Raw genomic sequence first — 16,739 nt, forward strand, 5'->3', positions numbered from 1 at the left:
TCCACATGGGATCGGAGTTCGAGCGGATCGCCGCCGAGAAGTACGTCGTCCTGACCACCTTCCGCAAGAACGGCACCCCGGTGCCGACGCCGGTCTGGGCGGCGGGCGACGGCGGTGAACTGGTGCTCTGGTCCGAGCGGAAGGCGGGCAAGGTCAAGCGCATCCGCAACAGCGGACGGGTCGAGGTCCAGGCCTGCGACTTCCGGGGCAACAAGACCCACGGCGACGTCGTCGCGGGCGAGGCGCGGCTGCTGGACCTCGACGAGACCGAACGGGTGCGCAAGGTGATCGCGCGGAAGTACGGGATCACCGGCCGGGTGACGATGTTCTTCAGCAGGCTGCGGGGGCCGAAGGACCGGACCGTGGGGATCGCGGTCAAGCTGGCCGAGTGAGCTGAGCCGCCCGCAGCTCCGCCGCCATCGCCGCCGAGTCGTGGTCCGGCCCGCAGCCGTCCACCAGGATCAGATCGCCCGGGATGTGGTCCGCCCGCAGGTGCAGGATCTCCTGGTAGGCGGCCGACGCGTACCACTCGCGGGCCACGGCGAGGCTCGGGAAGCCGATCATCACCAGCGCCCCCGGCCACTCCCCCTCGACGACCTCGATCTCGTTCCCGTGCACGAGGAACTTGCCGCCGAAGGGATCGAGCGTGGCCTGGATCCGTTCCATGTACTCGAAGACCTCTTCGGCCAGCACGGCGGCGGGGCGAAGGTGGGCGATTCCGTACGCGGTCATGATGTCCTCCCAGGTTTCGTTGTCCTGGAAGGAATCCTGACCGAGCGGGCGCGTGGCGTCGATTACCCCGGAGGTAAAGCTCAGAACTCCGCGACGGCCGCGAGCGCCTCGGGGAGGGTGAACGCGCCGGCGTAGAGCGCCTTGCCGACGATGGAACCCTCGACACCGTCGCGGGCCAGCGCGGCCAGCGCGCGAAGGTCGTCCACACTGGACACACCGCCGGAGGCGATGACCGGCGCGTCGGTACGCGCGGCGACCTCGCGGAGCAGGTCGATGTTCGGGCCCTGGAGCGTGCCGTCCTTGCTCACGTCGGTGACGACGTAGCGCTGCGCGCCGTCGCGGTCGAGCCGGTCGAGGACCTCCCAGAGGTCACCGCCGTCCTGCGTCCAGCCGCGGGCGGACAGCCGGTGCCCGGCCTCGGTGATGCGCACGTCCAGCCCGATGGCGACACGGTCGCCGTAGGACGAAACGACCTTCGCGGTCCACTCCGGGTCCTCCAGCGCCGCCGTGCCGAGGTTGACCCGGCGGGCGCCGGTGGCCAGCGCGGCCTCCAGCGAGGCGTCGTCGCGGATGCCGCCGGACAGCTCCACCTGGACGTCGAGCTTCGCCACGACGTCGGCGAGCAGCTCGCGGTTGGAGCCCTTGCCGAACGCGGCGTCGAGATCCACCAGATGGATCCATTCCGCCCCGTCACGCTGCCAGGCGAGCGCCGCCTCCAGCGGGCTGCCATAGGAGGTCTCGGTGCCGGCCTCGCCCTGGACGAGTCGCACGGCCTGGCCATCGGCCACATCAACGGCGGGAAGGAGCGTGAAAGTCACGCGCCCACTCTAAGCGAGGGTGTTCAGCCAGTTGCGCAGCAGGTGCGCACCCGCGTCCCCGGACTTCTCGGGGTGGAACTGGGTCGCCCACAGCGGCCCGTTCTCGACGGCGGCGACGAAGTCCTGGCCGTGGTTCGCCCAGGTCACCTTGGGTTGCTGCCCGGCGAGGCCGGAATCCAGATCCCAGGTCCGCGCGGCGTAGGAGTGCACGAAATAGAACCGCGTGTCCGCGTCGAGCCCGGCGAAAAGCCGCGAATCCTCGGGCGCGCGGACGGTGTTCCACCCCATGTGGGGGAGGACGTCGGCCTCCAGCCGGTCGACCGTGCCCGGCCACTCACCGGCGCCTTCGGCCTCCACACCGTGCTCGACCCCGCGTTCGAACAGGATCTGCATGCCGACGCAGATGCCCAGCACGGGGCGGCCGCCGGCGAGGCGCTTGCCGATGATCTTCTCCCCCGAAACCGACCGCAGCCCCTCCATGCAGGCGGAGAAGGCGCCGACACCGGGGACGACCAGGCCGTCCGCCTCGAGCGCGGCATGCGGGTCGGCGGTGACCTCGACGTCGGCGCCGGCGCGCTCGACGGCGCGTTCGGCGGACCGGAGATTGCCGGACCCGTAGTCCAGGATCACCACGCGAGGAGTAGCCACGCCATCCAGGCTAGCGGACCGGATTTTTCCCGGATTCCCTGTTTCGACCTTCACTCTTCTGGGTAATAGCGACTCCGAGTGAAAGGCCGGCGCAGGACCGCCCTGCACTTATGGAGGAACGATGCAGGACGCCGACGACCTGACCCGCCTGCTCAACGCGTGGCGCGAGGACATCGACAGCGTGCCTTTCCCTACCTTCGCGGAGCTGCTGATCCCGGCGCAGAAGCGGCGCTCCGCCCCCGCCCGGACGGCCACGGCATCGGTTCAGGTGACGAAGACCACCGGATGGCGCGATCGCTGACACCCGACTCCGGTCCAGTGTGTGGTTTTCTTCTTGGGAAGGTGCCCACCGAGCCGACCAGGAGTGACGCATGAGCAGCAGCCCGGATCCGCGCGACTTCCTCGATCTCGACGCCGAGCTTTCCGCCGAGGACCGGGCCATGCGGGACGCCGTGCGCTCCTACGCGCAGGATCAGCTGCTGCCGAACATCGCCGAATGGTACGAATCGGGCGCCCTGCCCGCCGCCGAGCTCGCCAAGGGGTTCGGGCAGCTCGGCCTGCTCGGCATGCACCTGGAGGGTTACGGCTGTGCCGGGACCAGCGCCGTCGCCTACGGCATCGCCTGCCGTGAGCTGGAGGCCGTCGATTCCGGGCTGCGCAGCTTCGTCTCGGTGCAGGGTTCGCTGGCGATGTACGCGATCCACAAATGGGGCACCGAGGAGCACAAGCAGGAGTGGCTGCCGCGGATGGCCGCCGGTGAGGCGCTCGGCTGCTTCGGCCTGACCGAACCGGACGCCGGCAGCGACCCCGGCAGCATGCGGACGCGCGCGGTGCGCGACGGCTCCGACTGGGTGCTGAGCGGCACGAAGATGTGGATCACCAACGGAACCGTGGCCGACGTCGCGGTCGTCTGGGCGCAGACCGACGAGGGCGTGCGCGGCTTCGTCGTCCCCACGAACACGCCGGGCTTCACCGCGAACGAGGTCAAGCACAAGCTTTCGCTGCGGGCCTCGCTGACCGCGGAACTCGTGCTCGACGGCGTCCGCCTGCCGGATTCGGCGGCGTTCCCCGAGGTCAGGGGGCTGCGCGGGCCGCTGTCCTGCCTGAACGAGGCGCGCTACGGGATCCTGTTCGGCGTCGTCGGCGCCGCTCGTTCCTGCTACGAGTCAGCGCTGGAGTACACGCTGAGCCGGGAACAGTTCGGCAAACCGCTGGCCGGTTTCCAGCTCACCCAGCGCAAGCTCGCCGACCTCGTCGTCGAGGTCAACCGCGCCGGGCTGGTCGCGCTGCGGATCGGGCGGCTCAAGGACGCCGGGACGCTGCACCACAACCACGTCAGCTTCGGCAAGCTCGCCAACGTCCGCTCCGCGCTGGAGGTCGCCAGGACCGCGCGCGGCATGCTCGGCGCCAACGGGATCTCGCTGGAGTACCCGGTGATGCGGCATATGTCGAACCTGGAGACCGTGCTGACCTACGAGGGCACCGAGGAGATGCACGCGCTCTCGCTCGGCCAGTCGGTCACCGGGCTGGCCGCCTTCCGCTGAGCCGTCCGCCGGAAACTGTCGGTGCGGGCCTTTATGGTCCGCACATGGTCGATTCCCCCGAGTTCCAGTCCGTCGTCGAGCTGCGCCGGTACACCCTGCACCCCGGCCGCCGGGACGAGCTGATCGAGCTCTTCGAGCGCGAGTTCGTGGAGAGCCAGGAAGCCTGCGGCATGCGCTTGTTCGGCCTCTTCCGCGAACCGGCGGAGCCGGACAAGTTCGTGTGGCTGCGCGGTTTCCGAGACATGGCCACCAGGCGGGCCGCGCTCGAGGCGTTCTACGGCGGGCCGGTTTGGCGTGCGCACGGCCCGGCGGCGAACGAGACGATGATCGACGCCTCGGACGTCCTCCTGCTGCGCCCGTCCGGGCCCGGCTTCCCCGCGCCCGGCGGCGGCGGGGAGTCCCGGGTGCTGGCGACGGTGTGCCATCCGGCCGTCCCGGTCAAGGAGTTCTCCGCGTACTTCGCGGACACCGTGGCCCCCAGGCTGCGGGATTCCGGTGTGGACACGTTCGGCCACTTCGAAACGGAGCCGGCGGAGAACACCTTCCCCCGGCTTCCCGTGCGGGAGGACGAGACGGTGTTCGTCTGGTTCTCGAAGCCCGCCGAAGAGCACCGGGAAGTCCTCGCCGGGGTGGGCGCGGAACTCGCGGACAAGCTCGAACGCCCTTGGCAGCAACTGGAACTGGCCCCGACCGCGCGCTCAGTCCTGCGCTGAAAGGAGGTCCGCGAGTCCGTCCGGGTAGAGGATCGCCTTGCCGCTCGCCACGTCGGCCATCGGCAGCCAGTGCACGCGTGCGCCGTCGTCGAGGACGACGCCGACCTCGTCGCGCTCGTAGAACGTCTTGTCGATGAGGTCGGCGGTGAACAGGAACACGATCTCGTGCCCCGGCCTGCCTTCGAAGGTGAACACGTTCTCCAGCACGGCGATCTGCTCGACCGAGGTCAGCTCCGCCGCGAGTTCCTCCTGGAATTCGCGGTGCAGCGCCTCGGCGGCGGTCTCACCGAACTCGATCCCGCCGCCGAGCGGCCGGTGGTAGGTTACGCCTTTGGTGTGATCACGGCCTTCGAACACGAGAAGGTCTTCGCTGCGGCGGATGACCCCGAGCGCGAGCGGGCGGATCTTCGTCATCCCGGTGACGCTAGCGGAGGAATTCCTTGACCGACAAGGCGATCGAGCCGGCGTCGAGACCGTGCGCGAGGTCGTGGTCGGCCATTTCGCCGTAGATCCGGACCTCCGCGTCGCGGCGGACGCCGAGGGAAAGCAGCCGGTGCGGCGTTCCGGACAAGACGTCCGCCACCGCGTGCGCCGAGGTCCCCGCGAGGTAGGGCTCGACCAGGACGACGTCGGTGCTGTCCGCGGCCTCGACGGCCGAGCGCAGCCCGGCGGCGTCGAACGGCCGGATCGTCGAGGTGTAGAGCACGGTGACGTCGAGGCCGGCGGTCGCTTCCAGCACCCTGTCGAGCATCGGCCCGACGGCCACCACCACTCCTCGCGTACCTTCGCGCAGCGTCTGGAGTCCCGCGCCCAGATGCGCTTTGGCGTTCTCCTGCGCGGAAAGCCGGAGATAGACGCGCCCGGTGCCGGGGATGGACTCGAGCAGCAGCCGCCGTGCTTCCTCGGGGTGTCCCGGCACGTGCACGGTCCAGCCCGGCAGCGTGTCGATGAGGGCGACATCCCCGGGCGCCTGATGCGTGCGCCCGGCGGTCGGCATGTCGTAGGACGCGCCCGAGGACACGAGCACGGCGCCGACGTCCTGGTGCCCGAGGTCGAGTTTGACCTGCTCGAAGGCCCGCTCCACGAGGAACGACGAGAAGGTGTGGACGATCGGGCGCATCCCGGCCAGCGCCAGCCCGCCCGCGGTGCTCATCATCAGTTGTTCGCGGATGCCGACGTTGAGCACCCGGTCGGGGTGTTTCCTCGCGGCGAAGGCGAGTTGTGCCGCGGAGATGTCGGCGAGCACGACGGCGACGTTCGGGTCGGTGTCGAGCACTTCGGCGGCGGCTTCCAGGAACGTGTCACGCATGTTCACGGCTTCAGGCCTTTCGCTCGACGGTCGCGACCACGGCGAGCGGCCGGTCCGGATGGGGGGTGGTGAAGGCTTCGTGGAGGGCGTCGTGATCACGGCCGTCGACGGTGCGCGTGGTCCAGCCCTCGACCTCGAACCGGCGCGCGATCCCACCGGGCCAGCCGTGCGTGGCCGAGGAGTTGTCGACGACGACGGCGGTCAGCTGCGGCATGCCGATGCGGCCGGCGACCGCGATGGCCTCTTGGTTGGAGCCCTCGTCGAGTTCCGCGTCGCCGACCAGGGTGACGACCTTGGCGTCACGGAATCCCTTGGCGCGCAGGCCGAACACCGTGCCGATGGCCAGCGGCAGGCCGTGCCCGAGCGAACCGCTGGAGATCTCGGCCACGGGCAGCCGCGCCCGGTCCGGATGGTGGCCGAGCCGGGACTCGGCCGAAGTCCAGTCGGCGAGTTCCTCCTCGTGGATGAAGCCCTTCTTCGCCAGCACCGCGTAATAGGCCATCGGGCCGTGGCCCTTCGACAGCAGGAAGCGGTCGCGGCCGGGCTCGCGGACGTTCTCCGGGGTGATGTCGAGCACACGGTCGTAGAGCACCCACAATACGTCCACAGTGGACTCGGCGGCGGCTTGATGCTTCTCGTCCCCGGTCATCAGCGAGATCAGCCGCGGCAGATCCTCGTAGCCGGTCTTGATGTCAGTGGTCATGAACCGAGGTTGCAACCTCGACTTAGGTCGAAGTCAAGGCTAGCCTGGCGACGTGACGAGACTGGCTGAACACCTGAGCATCGGGCAGGTCGCCGACCGCAGCGGCGTGCCCCATACGGCTTTGCGTTTCTACGAGGACAAAGGGCTGATCAGCTCCGAGCGCTCCGCGGGCAACCAGCGGCGGTACTCGCGTTCGGTGCTGCGCCGGATCGCCTTCATCCGCGCCGCGCAACGGGTCGGCCTCAGCCTGGACGACATCAGCTCGGCACTGGAGACCCTACCCAAGGACCACGCCCCCACCAAGGCCGACTGGGCCCGCCTCTCACGGGGCTGGCAGGACGAGCTCGACGCGCGGATCGACGCGTTGCAGCGCCTGCGCGACAGGCTGACCGGCTGCGTCGGCTGCGGTTGCCTTTCCCTGCGCAGCTGCGGGCTCTACAACGCCGACGACCAGATGTCGCGGTTCGGCCCCGGCGCGGGCAAACTGCGCCCGGCTTCCGAGGGCGGCATCTGAATTCCGTTGCCACGCGGGGGCCGGCTGTGGGTCACTAGGACTCGAAATGGACAAGAAACACCTCATCCGGGTCTCGAAACGACTCTCCCGGCATCTGCGGCACGCACCCGGCGACATCGGGATCACCCTCACCCCCGACGGCTGGGTCGAAGTCGACACGCTCTTGGCGGCCTTGCGGCGCAACGGCTTGAAGCTCACGCGCGCCGAACTCGACGAAGTCGTCGAGGGCAACGACAAGCGGCGCTTCGCCTTCGACGAGGACGGGCTTCGGATCCGCGCCAGCCAGGGCCACAGTGTCGAGGTCGACCTCGCGCTGCCCGCGGCGATCCCGCCGGACGTGCTCTACCACGGCACGGTGTCCCGGTTCCTCGACGCGATCATGCACGAGGGACTCCGGCCGATGAACCGGCACGCCGTGCATCTTTCGGCGACCGTGGACACCGCGCGAGCCGTCGGGGCCCGGCGTGGCGTCCCGGTGCTGCTCGCCGTCGGCGCACGGGAGATGACCGCCGCCGGGCACGAATTCCAGGTCAGCGCCAACGGTGTCTGGCTCACCGCCGCCGTTCCGCCGGAGTTCCTGCGGCGGCTCCCTTAAACGAGGCCGTTGGCCCGCAGCAGCCCCAGCGTGCCCACGGTGAACATGCCGTTCCACTCCAGCGCGGCCGCGGGCGAATAGCTGGCGTAGTCGACCCGCCAGCCGCCGTCCTCGTGCTGGCCGCCCGCCACCCGCCGCAGATCCGCTTCGATGACCTCGGGCCGGAACAGCTTCCGTGCCGGGCCGCCGGGTTCCGGGGCGAAATCGAGCGGGCGCATGGCCTCGCCCTCGATTCCGCCGCCGACGGCCACCACCCCGTCGGCCGGGAGGAACCGGCCGAGCTTCTCGACCAGACGCGTGTCGCCCAGGGCGTCCACCAGCTTCATCGCGAAGGCGAGCACGAGCGCGTGCGGTGTCTCATCGAGCTTTTCGATCTCGCCGAGGCAGTAGCCCGTCGCCTTCGCCAGCCACGGATGCGCGGCGACCGCGGGATCGTGCGCCGCGACGCGATGGGCGGTGGCCGCGACGATCGCGGTGATCTGCAGCGAGGAGACCGACGGATCCGCGTTCGCCCAGAACGGCGCGCTGCCGAACGGATCCGGCATCGGGAGCGCGAACGGGATCCCGCCGTCGGGAAGGGTGATCGAGTCGAGCCAGTCGCAGAGTCCGGCCGCGCGCGGGCTGATCACCGGGCCGACGTCGGCGAAGACCTCGAAAGCGTGCAGCGCGCCACCCGGCTGGCTCGTCGCCGAGCGGCAATCGGGTTCCAGCCCGTGACCGTAACCACCGTCGGGATTGCGATACGCCTCCAGCGCGGCGAGCGCCGCCGCCGGATCACCGTCGCGGAACAGCACCTCGAAGCGCCGCCTGTCGAGTAGCCGGGCCTGGGTGGCCATGAACGTGGCCGCCGTCTTCAGATCGATGTTCATACCGACAGGGTCGCGTGGATCGCGGCCGCTGTCTTGAACACATCGGTCACGAGCGGCGGCGCGGACGGTTGTAGAGCTTGCGCCCGACGGCCAAGAGCGTTTCGCGCAGCGTCTCGTCGTCGAGCGAGGCGACCTCGGGCGAGCCGCCGGCGACGGCGATCCCCGCCAGCAGCACCTGCGCGGTGACGATCGCGGTGAGATCCGGATCCGGGCCGACCAGGATCTCCAGCAGCCGGTTCTTGAAACTGTCCGAGCTGTGCACGGACTTCTCGATCGCGCGGGCGATGCCGGGGTCGCTGGAGAACAGGGCGACCAGCGAACGGTGCCGCACCACGAGATCGACGAAACCGTCCAGCAGGTGGTCGATCTGCGCGCCCCGGGTGCGCTGGGCGCGCGCGTCGTCGACGATGCCCTCCAGCTCGCGCAGCACGGGCTCGGCGACGGATTCGGTGATCTCCGCCTTCGTCTTGAAGTGGTAGTAGACGGCGGCCTTCGTGACGCCGAGGGCGTCCGCGATCATCTGCAGCGAGGTGCCTTCCACGCCGTGTTCGGTGAACAACCGCAACGCCGTGCCCAGTAGTCGCGTGCGGGTGTCCTCCGCGTGGACGACGTCCATGTTCCCTCCTCGTTCAGCCGTCGGAGATTACGTCAAGCGTGCCCGCGTGGCCAAACGAGTACTAGCCGTGCGGCTAGTCACACACTTGCCGATCGGCTTGTAGGCCCCTAGCCGATCGGCTAGCTTGGAATGAACCTGATCGAGTGAACGGGAGACTTTCGTGGCCAGCTTCCTCTACCGCCTGGGCCGGTTCTCGTTCCGGCGCCGGGCACTGGTGACGGCGGTGTGGGCCGCCGTCCTGGTGGCCCTCGGCGCGGGAGCGCTGACCCTGTCCGGCCAGCTTTCGAACTCGGTGACCATCCCCGGCACCGAGTCGCAGAAGGCGATCGACCAGCTCGCCGACCGGTTCCCGGAGGCCGCCGCCGGTGGCGCGACGGGGCGCGTCGTCATCTCGACGCCCGGCGACATCACCGACGCGAACGGGCAAGCGGCGATCGCCGGCCTCGTCAAGGGACTCAAGGACGCGCCGAAGGTCGCCGGGGTGGTCGACCCGTTGCAGGTGCAGGCGATCTCGCCCGACAAGCATGTGGCGCTGGCGCAGGTCAGCTATCGCGTGCCGGGTTTCGAGCTCACCGACGCCGACCGCGACGGCCTGATGGCCGCCGCCGATTCCGCCAAGGCGGCCGGGTACACCGTCGAATTCGGCGGTGACGCCGTGCAGGCGATGCCCGCGACCAACGCCACCGAAGGCCTGGGGGTCGCCGTCGCCGCGGTCGTCCTGATCATCACCTTCGGCTCGCTGCTCGCGGCCGGGATCCCGCTGCTGACCGCGCTCATCGGCGTCGGCATCGGCATGGCGGGCATCACGACGGCGTCCGGTTTCCTCGAACTGAACACGAACACGCCGGTGCTCGCGCTGATGATCGGCCTCGCCGTCGGCATCGACTACGCGCTCTTCATCGTTTCCCGCTACCGCCACGAACTCACCGTCGGCCGCGATCCGGAGGAAGCCGCCGGCCGCGCCACCGGCACCGCGGGCTCCGCCGTGGTGTTCGCCGGGCTGACCGTCATCATCGCGCTGGCCGGCCTGACCGTCGTCGGCATCCCGTTCCTCGGCGAGATGGGCATCGCGGCGGCGATCACGGTCGCGATCGCGGTCGTCATCGCGCTCACCCTGCTGCCAGCCGTGCTCGGCTTCGCCGGCGCCAAACTGGCGGGCGGCAAGATCCGCTTGCGCCGCAAGGAAAGCGAGACGACACACGGCGAGCGCTGGGCGAAATTCGTCGCCCGCCACCGCATCCCGGTGCTGATCGCCGCGATCGCCGGGCTCGCGATCGTCGCCGTGCCCGCCGCGAGCATGCAGCTCGGCCTGCCGAACGACAGCACCGCCGCGCCGGACACCACCCAGCGCAAGGCCTACGACACCGTCGCCCGCAGTTTCGGCGAGGGCGCCAACGGCCCGCTGGTGATCGTCGTCGACCTGAGCGGCAGCGCCGACCGGCAAGCCGCGCTCCAGCAGGCGGCCGCGGGTATCGGCGGCCTCCCCGAACGCCCGATCGTCACGCCGCCCAGGACCAACCGCGACGGTGACCTGGCGCTGCTGACCGTCATCCCGAAGAGCGGCCCGAGCAGCACCGCGACCGAAGACCTGGTCAGCGACATCCGCGGCCTGAACGCGAAACTGGGCACGGCCACCGGTGCGTCGCTGGCGGTGACCGGCCAGACCGCGGCCAACATCGACGTCTCGGAGAAACTCGCCGACGCGATGCTGCCCTACCTCGCGCTGATCGTCGGGCTCGCGTTCCTGCTGCTGATGCTGGTGTTCCGGTCGATCGTCGTGCCGCTGAAGGCGACGCTGGGCTTCCTCGGTTCGGTGGTCGCGACGTTCGGTGCCGTGGTGGCCGTGTTCCAGTGGGGCTGGCTCACCGACCTGCTCGGTGTGAAGACGACCGGGCCGATCATGAGCATGCTGCCGATCCTGCTCATCGGTGTGCTGTTCGGGCTCGCGATGGACTACCAGGTGTTCCTGGTGACCCGGATGCGGGAGGAATACGTCCACGGCGCCGACCCGCAGCAGGCGATGGTGACCGGTTTCCGGCACGGCTCCCGCGTCGTGGTCGCCGCCGCGCTGATCATGATCAGTGTGTTCGCCGGATTCGTGCTCGCGGAGTCCTCGCTGATCCAGTCGATCGGGTTCGCGCTGGCCTTCGGGGTGCTGGTGGACGCGTTCGTGATCCGGATGACCATCGTGCCGGCGCTGATGTCGCTGCTCGGCCGCGGTGCGTGGTGGCTGCCGAAGTGGCTGGACCGCGTGCTGCCCGATGTCGACGTCGAAGGCGAGAAGCTCGCGAAGCAGCTTGATGCGCCTGATGAGCGAGAGCTGGTCGACGCCACGAAGTAGGTCCGTCCGTGAAGGCCTCCTTGAGGGACTCTGGGTCCCTCAAGGAGGCCTTCACGGCGTTCAGGCGAGTGCCGCGCGGGCCTCTCCCAGCGCGAAGCCGAGCAGGTTCAGCCCGCGCCAGCGTTCGGCGTTTTCGACGTGCGGATGGTCGGCCGCCAGCCCGATCCCCCACACGGTGTCCAGCGGGCTGGCCTCGACCAGCACGCGATTCCTGGTGCCGAGCAGGAAGTCCCGCAGGTTCTGGTGTTGTCCGAACTTCGCGACCGTTCCGTCGAGGACGATGCCGTAGCGCTCGTCCTCCCAGCGTGCCTGCTCGAATCCCCGCACTTCGCGGCCCATCGCCTTGGCCTCGCGCGGATGCCGGGCGCCGAGGATCCGCGCCGCGCTCTCGGCGTCGTCGAACAGGACCGCTTTGCGCCACATCATGTAGTGCTCGGCCGTCGGGAAGGTTTCGCCGTCGGCGGCGAACCGGGCAGGCCACCACTGACTGAAGCATTCGGGCCCGACCGTGCCGTCACGCCGGGGCTGATGACCCCAGAAGTACAGGAATTTGACGCGGCTCCCCGATCGCTGGAGCCGGACGACCTCGGCGACCGAGCGCGGGTTTCCGGACATGCCGGACAGCATGCTCGCCGACGTCGCGGCGCGCAGCCGATTTACCAGGCCGGTCAGGCCAGCCAGGCGATGGCGCCGCCGATGGCCAGCAGCGCGCCGATCCCCAGCACGACGGCCATGAACTTGACGCTCTTCCAGGTCGCGTAGACGCCGCCGATCAGGAAGCCGCCGAGCGCGAACAGCAGCACAGCGATGGTCGTGTTACTCACGACCGTCACCCTGCCACACGCCAGCGAGCCGGATCGCGCCGGGCTCGCACCTTGCCGCCGGGACCGGACCCGGCTAACGTACAACCACATGGTTGTACTTCGCGAGGAGAACGAGGAGTCGCTCAACCAGCTCTTCCGCGCCTTGGCCGACGGCACCCGCCGCGACATCCTGGCCCGGGCGATCGCGGAAGCGCCGTCGGTCTCCGAGCTCGCCGCGCATTACGAGATGAGCTTCGCCGCGGTGCAGAAACACGTCGCCGTGCTCCAGCGCGCGGGTCTCGTGCGGAAGCGCGCCCACGGGCGCGAACAGCTGGTGTCGACCGACCGCGAGCGGCTCCAGCGCGCCACCGAGCTTCTCGATTCCTACGAAGTCCTTTGGCGCCAACGGGTGGCGCAGCTCGACGATGTCCTCCGGGAAGGGGAATGACGATGCCGATCACCTCGGTCACCAAAGATCCCGAGAAACTCCACCTCACCGTCGTGGCGGACTTTTCCGTTTCGCAAAAGCGCCTCTGGGCGGCTTGGGAGGATCCAAGACAATTGGAACGCTTCTGGGGGCCGCCGTTCGCGCCCGCCACGTTCACTCATCACGATTTCCGGACGGGCGGCCGCGCCGAGTACTTCCTGACTGGGCCCAACGGGGAGAAGTGGCCCAATTCCTGGAAGTTCACCGAGGTGAACCCCATCGGCTTCTTCGAGGCGGAAGACGGCGACGACAACGACGAGGACATGCCCACCTCGATGACTTTCACCTTCGAGACGACCTCCACGGGATCCCGGATGATCCATGTGACGCGCTTTTCCAGCGTCGAAGCCATGGAGAAGACGATCCCCGGGATGGAAGAGGGCTTCCGCGCCGCGATGCCCCAGCTCGACGCACTGCTGGAGGCTTGATGAGAAGGCTCAAGATCATCGAGCACATCTCGCTCGACGGCGTGATCCAGCATTCGGCCGACGAGAACGGCTTCCCGTACAGCGGCTGGAACATGCCCTACCGGACCCCCGCCGGCCGGGAAGCCCTCCTGGCCGCGCACACCGACAGCTTCGACCTGCTGCTCGGCCGTCACACCTACGACCTCTGGTCGGAATCCTGGCCGGACGCGCCGAGCGAGCCGTTCGCGGACCGGCTCAAGGCGGCGACGAAGTTCGTCGTCACCCATCGACCGGAAAGCCTGAAATGGGGTCCGTTCGAGGGAGTCGGCCCGGACGTCGTCGAAAGCGTCCGCCGCCTCAAGGCGCAGGACGGCCCCGACCTCATCCTGTCCGGCAGTTCCACGCTGACGTCACCCCTGCTCGAAAACGGGCTCGCGGACGAAGTCGTACTGGCCGTCTATCCGCTCCTTTTGGGCACGGGCAAGCGTTTCTTCGCCGAAGGAACGCCTGCCCAGACCCTGGACTTCGTCGGGTCCACGACGACCCCGTCCGGTGTCCAGCTCACTACCTACCGCCCCACCGGACGCATTTAGTCCTCTGGATGCGGTAGTCAGAGGACGCCCTTCGTCGACGGGATGCCGCCCGCCCGCGGGTCCGGCTCGGTGGCGGCCCGCAGTGCCCGCGCGACGGCCTTGTACTCGGCCTCCGCGATGTGGTGCGGGTCCCGGCCGTGCAGCACCCGCACGTGCAGCGCGATCTGCGCGTGGAACGACAGCGAGTCGAACACGTGCCGCGTCAGCACGAACGGGTAGTTCCCGCCGATGGTGAAGCTGTTGAACTGCTCCGGCTCGCCGAGGTGAACGCAGTACGGGCGCCCGGAGACGTCGATCGCGGCGTGCGCGAGGGTCTCGTCCATCGGGATCCACGCGTCGCCGAACCGGCGGATACCGCTTTTGTCGCCGAGCGCCTGCCGCAGCGCCTGGCCGAGCACGATCGCGGTGTCCTCGACGGTGTGGTGCGCGTCGATGTGCACGTCACCGGTCGCCTGCACCTTGAGGTCGAGCGAGCCGTGCACACCGAACGCGGTGAGCATGTGGTCGTAGAACGGGACACCGGTGTCGATCTCCACCTGACCCGTGCCGTCCAGGTCGAGCTGGACCGAAATGGACGATTCCTTGGTGGTGCGATCCACCTTGCCGACGCGACTCATCGCGGCACCTCCTTGCTGGCCTCGAGAAAGGCGTCGTTCTCTTCCGGCGTGCCGATGGTCACCCGCAGGTGCCCGGCGATGCCGACGTCCCTGATCAGCACACCGTTGTCCAAATAGGACTTCCAGGTCGCGGGCGCGTCCGCGAACCGTCCGAAGAGGACGAAGTTCGCGTCGCTCGGGACCGGCGTGAATCCCAAGCCCAGCAACGATTCCACCACGCGGTCGCGTTCGGCCGCGAGTTTGGCGACCGAGGCGAGGGTGGCGTCCGCGTGCCGCAGCGCGGCGCGCGCGGCGGCCTGCGTGAGCTTCGAGAGGTGGTACGGCAGGCGCACCAGCTGCAGCGCGTCGACGATCGCGGGCGCGGCAGCCAGATAGCCGAGCCGTCCGCCCGCGAAGGCGAACGCCTTGCTCATCGTGCGCGACACGATCAGCTTCGCCGGGTACTCCTCGATCAGCTCGACGGCGCTCGGCTGCGACGAGAACTCCGCGTACGCCTCGTCGACCACCACGATGCCCGGCGCCGCTTCGAGCAGCCCGCGCAACTCGCCGAACGGGATCGACCCGCCGGTCGGGTTGTTCGGGCTGGTCACGAACACGATGTCCGGACGGCGTTCGCCCACCAGCGCGGCCGCCTTCTCGGTGTCGAGCGTGAAATCGTCGCGGCGCGGCACCGGCAGCCAGTCGGTGCGGGTGCCCGCCGAGATGATCGGGTGCATCGAGTACGACGGCTCGAAGCCCAGCGCCGACCGGCCGGGACCGCCGAAGGCCTGCAGGATCTGCTGCAGGATCTCGTTGGATCCGTTGGCGGCCCACACGTTCGACTCCGACACCAGCACGCCGGTGGACACCGCGAGATAGTCCGCGAGGTCCTGGCGCAGCGCGACGGCGTCGCGATCCGGGTAGCGGTGCAGCGAAGCGGCCTCGGCGCGGACGGCCTCGGCGACGTCGGCCACCAGCGCGTCCGGCGGCGGGTACGGGTTTTCGTTGGTGTTGAGCCGGATAGGCACGTCGAGCTGCGGTGCGCCGTACGGGGTCTTGCCCCGCAGGTCCTCCCGCAGCGGAAGCGCGTCGAGCGTGATCTCCTCGCCGATGCTCATGCCCGCTCTCCCTCGAACCGTGCCGTGATGGCCTCGCCGTGCGCGGGCAGGTCTTCGGCGTTCGCCAGCGCGACGACGCGGCCGGCGATCTCGCGCAGCGCGTCCTGGCTGTAGTCGACGACGTGCACGCCCTTGAGGAAGCTCTGCACCGAGAGCCCGGACGAGTGCCGCGCGAATCCGCCGGTCGGCAGGACGTGGTTCGACCCGGCGCAGTAGTCGCCGAGCGAGACCGGCGCGTACGCCCCGACGAAGATCGCACCGGCGTTGCGCACGCGAGCCGCCACCGCACGCGCGTCCGCGGTCTGGATCTCCAGGTGCTCGGCGGCGTACGCGTCCACAACGCGGATCCCGTCGTCCACAGTGGACACCAGAATGACGCCGGACTGCTTGCCGCCCAAGGCCTCCGTCACTCGCTCGGAGTGCTTGGTCGCGGCGACGCGCCCGGTGAGTTCCTTGTCGACGGCGTCCGCGAGCCCCTCGGACGTGGTGACCAGCACACTCGCGGCGAGCGGGTCGTGCTCGGCCTGGCTGATCAGGTCGGCGGCGACGTGCACCGGGTCGGCGGTCTCGTCGGCGAGGATCGCGATCTCGGTCGGGCCCGCCTCGGAGTCGATGCCGATGATGCCGCGCAGCAGCCGCTTGGCCGCGGTGAGGTAGATGTTGCCCGGCCCGGTGACGATGTCGACGGGCTCCAGCGTCGCGCCGTCGGTGTCCGTGCCGCCGTACGCGAGCAGCGCCACGGCCTGCGCGCCGCCGACGGCCCAGACCTCGTCGACGCCGAGCAGTTCGGCGGCCGCCAGGATCGTCGGGTGCGGGAGCCCGCCGAACGCGGCCTGCGGCGGCGAGCACAGCACGAGCGTGCCGACGCCGGCGATCTGTGCCGGGACGACGTTCATCACCACGGTCGAGGGGTACACCGCGAGCCCGCCCGGCGCGTACAGCCCGACGCGCTCGACCGGGATCCAGCGCTCGGTGACGGTGCCGCCGTCGACGACCTCGGTCGTGACGTCCTGACGGCGCTGATCGCCGTGGACCTTGCGGGCGCGGACGATGGACTCCTCCAGCGCCTCGCGGACGGCCGGGTCCAGGTTCGCGAGCGCGCTGGTGAGCTCCGAGGCGGCCACGCGGACACCGCCGGGACGCACCTTGTCGAACTTCTCGGTGTACTCGAGGACCGCTTCGACGCCGCGATCGCGGACCGCCTCGACCACCGGCCGTACGTGATGCAGCGCCGCGTCCACGTCGTACTCGGCACGCGGGAGCGTGCTCCTGAGTTCGGCAACGGACGGGACCTGTCCACGCAGGTCGGTACGGTTCAGCATGGGTCAAGGGT

General features: G+C 69.6%; 23 protein-coding genes. 10 read left to right on the forward strand and 13 right to left on the reverse strand.

What is annotated here, in order from left to right; translation table 11 throughout:
- The first annotated feature begins 5 nt into the window (after positions 1-5).
- Positions 6-392, forward strand: a complete 387-nt coding sequence (locus AORI_RS69245; protein ID WP_016335972.1) for a PPOX class F420-dependent oxidoreductase — start codon at positions 6-8, stop codon at positions 390-392.
- Here the strand turns inward: AORI_RS69245 and AORI_RS69250 are convergent.
- The 3 genes from AORI_RS69250 to hisH all read right to left on the reverse strand — a co-directional run bounded on the left by AORI_RS69250 (position 376) and on the right by hisH (position 2,183).
- Positions 376-732: a DUF1330 domain-containing protein gene (locus tag AORI_RS69250; protein ID WP_016335973.1), complete on the reverse strand. Its 357-nt coding sequence runs from the start codon at positions 730-732 to the stop codon at positions 376-378. The two genes, AORI_RS69245 and AORI_RS69250, sit on opposite strands and share 17 nt — an antisense overlap.
- Positions 733-812: 80 nt before the next feature.
- Positions 813-1,550 (reverse strand): bifunctional 1-(5-phosphoribosyl)-5-((5-phosphoribosylamino)methylideneamino)imidazole-4-carboxamide isomerase/phosphoribosylanthranilate isomerase PriA, encoded by a 738-nt coding sequence (gene priA, locus AORI_RS69255; RefSeq protein ID WP_007029948.1) that lies wholly within the window; start codon positions 1,548-1,550, stop codon positions 813-815.
- A 9-nt stretch (positions 1,551-1,559) separates the two neighbouring features.
- On the reverse strand, positions 1,560-2,183 hold the full coding sequence (gene hisH, locus AORI_RS69260; protein ID WP_016335975.1) for an imidazole glycerol phosphate synthase subunit HisH: 624 nt from the start codon (positions 2,181-2,183) through the stop codon (positions 1,560-1,562).
- A 136-nt stretch (positions 2,184-2,319) separates the two neighbouring features.
- Between hisH and AORI_RS69265 the strand changes: the two genes are divergently transcribed.
- The 3 genes from AORI_RS69265 to AORI_RS69275 all read left to right on the forward strand — a co-directional run bounded on the left by AORI_RS69265 (position 2,320) and on the right by AORI_RS69275 (position 4,455).
- Complete coding sequence (locus AORI_RS69265) at positions 2,320-2,499, forward strand: hypothetical protein (RefSeq protein WP_016335976.1); 180 nt, start codon at positions 2,320-2,322, stop codon at positions 2,497-2,499.
- 70 nt (positions 2,500-2,569) lie between these two features.
- A complete protein-coding gene (locus tag AORI_RS69270) occupies positions 2,570-3,742 on the forward strand; it encodes an acyl-CoA dehydrogenase family protein (protein WP_016335977.1) in 1,173 nt (390 codons plus the stop codon).
- A gap of 44 nt (positions 3,743-3,786) precedes the next feature.
- The gene (locus AORI_RS69275) at positions 3,787-4,455 is read left to right on the forward strand and encodes an NIPSNAP family protein (protein ID WP_016335978.1); all 669 of its coding nucleotides are present in this window, start codon (positions 3,787-3,789) and stop codon (positions 4,453-4,455) included.
- Here AORI_RS69275 and AORI_RS69280 read toward each other — a convergent pair.
- The 3 genes from AORI_RS69280 to AORI_RS69290 are packed head-to-tail and all read right to left on the reverse strand — an operon-like array spanning position 4,441 to position 6,467.
- Entirely contained in the window at positions 4,441-4,869 is a 429-nt protein-coding gene (locus AORI_RS69280) for an NUDIX hydrolase (protein WP_016335979.1), read from the reverse strand. The two genes, AORI_RS69275 and AORI_RS69280, sit on opposite strands and share 15 nt — an antisense overlap.
- A 10-nt stretch (positions 4,870-4,879) precedes the next feature.
- Positions 4,880-5,770: a transketolase family protein gene (locus AORI_RS69285; protein ID WP_016335980.1), complete on the reverse strand. Its 891-nt coding sequence runs from the start codon at positions 5,768-5,770 to the stop codon at positions 4,880-4,882.
- 4 nt (positions 5,771-5,774) lie between these two features.
- Positions 5,775-6,467, reverse strand: coding sequence for a thiamine pyrophosphate-dependent enzyme (locus AORI_RS69290; protein WP_016335981.1), 693 nt, complete (start codon positions 6,465-6,467; stop codon positions 5,775-5,777).
- Between the two features lie 52 nt (positions 6,468-6,519).
- Here AORI_RS69290 and soxR point away from each other — a divergent pair, with 52 nt between their 5' ends.
- A complete protein-coding gene (gene soxR, locus AORI_RS69295; RefSeq protein WP_016335982.1) occupies positions 6,520-6,981 on the forward strand; it encodes a redox-sensitive transcriptional activator SoxR in 462 nt (153 codons plus the stop codon).
- A 46-nt stretch (positions 6,982-7,027) separates the two neighbouring features.
- Positions 7,028-7,576 carry an RNA 2'-phosphotransferase gene (locus AORI_RS69300; RefSeq protein ID WP_016335983.1) on the forward strand — a complete coding sequence of 183 codons (549 nt, stop codon included), beginning with the start codon at positions 7,028-7,030 and terminating at the stop codon, positions 7,574-7,576.
- Here the strand turns inward: AORI_RS69300 and AORI_RS69305 are convergent.
- Positions 7,573-8,445, reverse strand: a complete 873-nt coding sequence (locus AORI_RS69305) for a prenyltransferase/squalene oxidase repeat-containing protein (RefSeq protein WP_016335984.1) — start codon at positions 8,443-8,445, stop codon at positions 7,573-7,575. The genes AORI_RS69300 and AORI_RS69305 overlap by 4 nt on opposite strands.
- 46 nt (positions 8,446-8,491) lie before the next feature.
- A complete protein-coding gene (locus tag AORI_RS69310; protein ID WP_016335985.1) occupies positions 8,492-9,061 on the reverse strand; it encodes a TetR/AcrR family transcriptional regulator in 570 nt (189 codons plus the stop codon).
- Positions 9,062-9,221: 160 nt separating this feature from the next.
- On the opposite strand from AORI_RS69310, the gene AORI_RS69315 reads away from it, so the two are divergent.
- A complete protein-coding gene (locus AORI_RS69315) occupies positions 9,222-11,402 on the forward strand; it encodes an MMPL family transporter (RefSeq protein WP_016335986.1) in 2,181 nt (726 codons plus the stop codon).
- A gap of 60 nt (positions 11,403-11,462) precedes the next feature.
- Here the strand turns inward: AORI_RS69315 and AORI_RS69320 are convergent, their stop codons facing one another.
- Together AORI_RS69320 and AORI_RS83945 are read right to left on the reverse strand one after the other, a co-directional pair.
- The gene (locus AORI_RS69320; protein WP_043849061.1) at positions 11,463-12,017 is read right to left on the reverse strand and encodes an NADAR family protein; all 555 of its coding nucleotides are present in this window, start codon (positions 12,015-12,017) and stop codon (positions 11,463-11,465) included.
- A 53-nt stretch (positions 12,018-12,070) separates the two neighbouring features.
- Positions 12,071-12,226: a hypothetical protein gene (locus tag AORI_RS83945; RefSeq protein ID WP_016335988.1), complete on the reverse strand. Its 156-nt coding sequence runs from the start codon at positions 12,224-12,226 to the stop codon at positions 12,071-12,073.
- Positions 12,227-12,314: 88 nt separating this feature from the next.
- Here AORI_RS83945 and AORI_RS69325 point away from each other — a divergent pair, with 88 nt between their 5' ends.
- The 3 genes from AORI_RS69325 to AORI_RS69335 are packed head-to-tail and all read left to right on the forward strand — an operon-like array spanning position 12,315 to position 13,692.
- Positions 12,315-12,653, forward strand: coding sequence for an ArsR/SmtB family transcription factor (locus AORI_RS69325; RefSeq protein ID WP_016335989.1), 339 nt, complete (start codon positions 12,315-12,317; stop codon positions 12,651-12,653).
- Entirely contained in the window at positions 12,650-13,120 is a 471-nt protein-coding gene (locus AORI_RS69330) for an SRPBCC family protein (RefSeq protein WP_016335990.1), read from the forward strand. The genes AORI_RS69325 and AORI_RS69330 overlap by 4 nt, the downstream gene beginning before the upstream one ends.
- Positions 13,120-13,692, forward strand: coding sequence for a dihydrofolate reductase family protein (locus AORI_RS69335; RefSeq protein WP_016335991.1), 573 nt, complete (start codon positions 13,120-13,122; stop codon positions 13,690-13,692). The genes AORI_RS69330 and AORI_RS69335 overlap by 1 nt, the downstream gene beginning before the upstream one ends.
- 17 nt (positions 13,693-13,709) lie before the next feature.
- On the opposite strand, the gene hisB is transcribed toward AORI_RS69335, so the two are convergent.
- From hisB to hisD, 3 genes are read right to left on the reverse strand one after another with little or no spacing between them, the layout of a single operon-like run.
- Entirely contained in the window at positions 13,710-14,309 is a 600-nt protein-coding gene (hisB, locus tag AORI_RS69340) for an imidazoleglycerol-phosphate dehydratase HisB (RefSeq protein WP_007029930.1), read from the reverse strand.
- Complete coding sequence (locus tag AORI_RS69345; RefSeq protein WP_016335992.1) at positions 14,306-15,406, reverse strand: histidinol-phosphate transaminase; 1,101 nt, start codon at positions 15,404-15,406, stop codon at positions 14,306-14,308. Before AORI_RS69345 ends, hisB begins: the two co-directional genes overlap by 4 nt.
- Positions 15,403-16,728, reverse strand: a complete 1,326-nt coding sequence (gene hisD, locus AORI_RS69350) for a histidinol dehydrogenase (protein WP_016335993.1) — start codon at positions 16,726-16,728, stop codon at positions 15,403-15,405. Before hisD ends, AORI_RS69345 begins: the two co-directional genes overlap by 4 nt.
- Positions 16,729-16,739 lie beyond the last annotated feature (11 nt).

The organism is Amycolatopsis keratiniphila, from assembly GCF_000400635.2.
GTDB lineage: Bacteria > Actinomycetota > Actinomycetes > Mycobacteriales > Pseudonocardiaceae > Amycolatopsis > Amycolatopsis keratiniphila.

Bases quoted from the DNA above. Each gene is read 5' to 3' on its own strand.
- AORI_RS69245 (WP_016335972.1), top strand. From the start codon at position 6: ATGGGATCGGAGTTCGAGCGGATCGCCGCCGAGAAGTACGTCGTCCTG.
- AORI_RS69250 (WP_016335973.1), bottom strand. From the start codon at position 732: ATGACCGCGTACGGAATCGCCCACCTTCGCCCCGCCGCCGTGCTGGCC.
- AORI_RS69265 (WP_016335976.1), top strand. From the start codon at position 2,320: ATGCAGGACGCCGACGACCTGACCCGCCTGCTCAACGCGTGGCGCGAG.
- AORI_RS69270 (WP_016335977.1), top strand. From the start codon at position 2,570: ATGAGCAGCAGCCCGGATCCGCGCGACTTCCTCGATCTCGACGCCGAG.
- AORI_RS69275 (WP_016335978.1), top strand. From the start codon at position 3,787: ATGGTCGATTCCCCCGAGTTCCAGTCCGTCGTCGAGCTGCGCCGGTAC.
- AORI_RS69280 (WP_016335979.1), bottom strand. From the start codon at position 4,869: ATGACGAAGATCCGCCCGCTCGCGCTCGGGGTCATCCGCCGCAGCGAA.
- AORI_RS69290 (WP_016335981.1), bottom strand. From the start codon at position 6,467: ATGACCACTGACATCAAGACCGGCTACGAGGATCTGCCGCGGCTGATC.
- AORI_RS69300 (WP_016335983.1), top strand. From the start codon at position 7,028: ATGGACAAGAAACACCTCATCCGGGTCTCGAAACGACTCTCCCGGCAT.
- AORI_RS69305 (WP_016335984.1), bottom strand. From the start codon at position 8,445: ATGAACATCGATCTGAAGACGGCGGCCACGTTCATGGCCACCCAGGCC.
- AORI_RS69310 (WP_016335985.1), bottom strand. From the start codon at position 9,061: ATGGACGTCGTCCACGCGGAGGACACCCGCACGCGACTACTGGGCACG.
- AORI_RS69320 (WP_043849061.1), bottom strand. From the start codon at position 12,017: ATGTCCGGAAACCCGCGCTCGGTCGCCGAGGTCGTCCGGCTCCAGCGA.
- AORI_RS69325 (WP_016335989.1), top strand. From the start codon at position 12,315: ATGGTTGTACTTCGCGAGGAGAACGAGGAGTCGCTCAACCAGCTCTTC.
- AORI_RS69330 (WP_016335990.1), top strand. From the start codon at position 12,650: ATGACGATGCCGATCACCTCGGTCACCAAAGATCCCGAGAAACTCCAC.
- AORI_RS69335 (WP_016335991.1), top strand. From the start codon at position 13,120: ATGAGAAGGCTCAAGATCATCGAGCACATCTCGCTCGACGGCGTGATC.
- hisB (WP_007029930.1), bottom strand. From the start codon at position 14,309: ATGAGTCGCGTCGGCAAGGTGGATCGCACCACCAAGGAATCGTCCATT.
- AORI_RS69345 (WP_016335992.1), bottom strand. From the start codon at position 15,406: ATGAGCATCGGCGAGGAGATCACGCTCGACGCGCTTCCGCTGCGGGAG.
- hisD (WP_016335993.1), bottom strand. From the start codon at position 16,728: ATGCTGAACCGTACCGACCTGCGTGGACAGGTCCCGTCCGTTGCCGAA.